The 2159-nt window shown below is 27.3% G+C and carries 4 protein-coding genes; all 4 read right to left on the bottom strand.

Going from position 1 to position 2159, the window contains the following annotated elements; translation table 11 throughout:
- Positions 1 to 592: 592 nt before the first annotated feature.
- The 4 genes from BM384_RS16850 to BM384_RS16835 are packed head-to-tail and all read right to left on the bottom strand — an operon-like array spanning position 593 to position 2104.
- Positions 593 to 1036, bottom strand: coding sequence for a hypothetical protein (locus BM384_RS16850; RefSeq protein ID WP_090015397.1), 444 nt, complete (start codon positions 1034 to 1036; stop codon positions 593 to 595).
- Positions 1037 to 1039: 3 nt separating this feature from the next.
- Positions 1040 to 1354, bottom strand: a complete 315-nt coding sequence (locus BM384_RS16845; protein WP_090015395.1) for a hypothetical protein — start codon at positions 1352 to 1354, stop codon at positions 1040 to 1042.
- Positions 1354 to 1599 carry a hypothetical protein gene (locus BM384_RS16840; protein ID WP_090015393.1) on the bottom strand — a complete coding sequence of 82 codons (246 nt, stop codon included), beginning with the start codon at positions 1597 to 1599 and terminating at the stop codon, positions 1354 to 1356. Before BM384_RS16840 ends, BM384_RS16845 begins: the two co-directional genes overlap by 1 nt.
- A gap of 37 nt (positions 1600 to 1636) precedes the next feature.
- A complete protein-coding gene (locus BM384_RS16835; protein WP_207650750.1) occupies positions 1637 to 2104 on the bottom strand; it encodes a hypothetical protein in 468 nt (155 codons plus the stop codon).
- Positions 2105 to 2159 lie beyond the last annotated feature (55 nt).

Raw genomic sequence — 2159 nt, 5'->3', positions numbered from 1 at the left:
GAAATTTTTGAGTCATTAAAAATAGCTTAGGATTCTGTTTGGTTACTTGACTGTAAAATTTTTCAAGTAAAAATGCACTATCATAGTTAATAATTCCATTTTAAAAAAGCCCCCTATTTTAATAAAAGAACAAAGTGGCTGACGCCACGCTTTCAGCGCAGGAAGCAGCTTTGTTTTGCCATGCAAAAGGTTCTAAAAGTAAAATAATTTCATATAAAAATACAATTTAATTATTTTGCTTTTAGGTTCTTTTGCGGCCTACAATTATTTTTAATGCATTTGATAACTTTCATATCAAAAAGCCAGTCAAAATCAGTATTTGACCTCAAAAAAATTTATAATTTGTATGCATTAAAAATAGCAGATAATAAGTAAAATTATCTGCTATTTCATAAACTTGTATTATGTTCTACTAATTTGTTTTACTACTTTCAACAGCAAGGTCTTCTGCAAACTCATTACCATTAGGCTGTCATACATATAAAAGTAACTAGCTATTCAAATATAAGTGGATGTCCTTTAAATTTTGTACTCAAATACATATCCTTTTCTATTATTATTTTTATCTAAGTACTTTTTAAATATTCTTATCTTACATTCCTAATTTCAAACCTTTTATTTTTTTCATATTTTCTATTTCTTCTTCAGTTTCATTTTTAATAAAAGCTATTCTTTCATGAGCAATAGTACAAATCCACTCAATTTTCTCTTTTTTATAAAAACATAAATCATTAAATAACTTAGGACACACCCATGCAAAAAATCCTTCATCATTATATTTTTTTAATATTTCCAAAGTTTCCTCATTTGTCTTAAAATAATATCTTTTTTTATCCCATAAATCTAAAGAATTATTTCTATAAATCTTTAGATAATCAATATTAATTATATATGGTTCTAACTCATAAAACAGTTTTACAGCCTCTTCAGAATAATTCCTATTATAGATATCTAAACTAAACTCTTCAGCTTCTTTAAATAAGTAATCCATAAGTTCTCTATAAGTATCCTTTTTAGGATCTTCTTCAAACCACATAGTCTATTCCTCCCTTATCTTATCCTCAAGATAATCCATATACATATCTAAAAGCAACTTATTTTCTTTTTCAGTAACATTTAAGAAATTATAAATTAATTGCAAATCCATATCTTCTTCATCAAAATCAAGTTCATAACTGTTTTCATTAATGTTTTCCACTAATTTCAAAGCCTCTTTAACAGTAATACTTTTAGGATAATTTAATTCATAAAGCATACTATGTATACTAAAATAGCTTATTAACTGCCTAATTCCTAAAAGACCACCACTTAAATTTAAAAATAACCTTGCATTTCTCTCTCTTTTTGTTTCCATTAATAATACCTCTCTAGCTCCCCTAATTCTTCTAAATTCCTTGCTAATTTAAAAGACTTTTCTCCAAGCAGAAGACACCTTTCTCCCTGCTCAATATATTTCTTTAATTTCTTTATCTTTTCCTTATTATCATCATTATCTTCAAGTGATGCTAATTCTTCCTTCCACATTTTTATTAATTCAATTTTAGCATCAATTCCACAAGATATACGATCTAAAATAATTGATTGATAAATATCCTCCAAATATATCATCTCCTAAATATTTAAATAATTATCTTTTCTAATCATTCTCTAAAGGTCCATAGAAAATATGAGCACTACTATGTGGTTCTAAATGATAATGCCATTTATTATCCGAGTGATAATTTCCATTAATGTCATAATAATGAATTTCTTCTTTTGCAAATTTTTTATATTGACCTGCTGTTAATCCACTTGCCTCTGCCGCTAAATTTTTAGCATCACTTTGTTTAAAAGTATATACATCATATCCTAGTTGTGCTCTTACTTTAGCTATATCCTTGCTTATTGCTAAAGTAGTTCTTATTCCTCCTCTGCTCCCCTTTTTTCTATATGCTGCATAATAAATAGGTTCTTGCTTTTTATTAGTTGTAGACGTATTTGCCTTAGCTGATGACTTTCCTTTTGATTTTGACTTTTTCTTAGCAAAATTACTAACCCCTCTTGGAATATCCCATCCAAGTTTTATAGTTGAAGATGATACGCTTGGAATACTATTTCCAATCAAGCGATTATACAATGTCGTCAACTTAGTAGATTAATGCAGATGAAAGTGCTTTAAA

This window comes from Clostridium sp. DSM 8431 (assembly GCF_900116755.1).
In the GTDB taxonomy this organism is placed as follows: Bacteria; Bacillota; Clostridia; order Clostridiales; family Clostridiaceae; genus Clostridium.
Note: the sequence above shows the minus strand (reverse complement) of the source record. Positions and strands in the feature narration are given on the sequence as shown.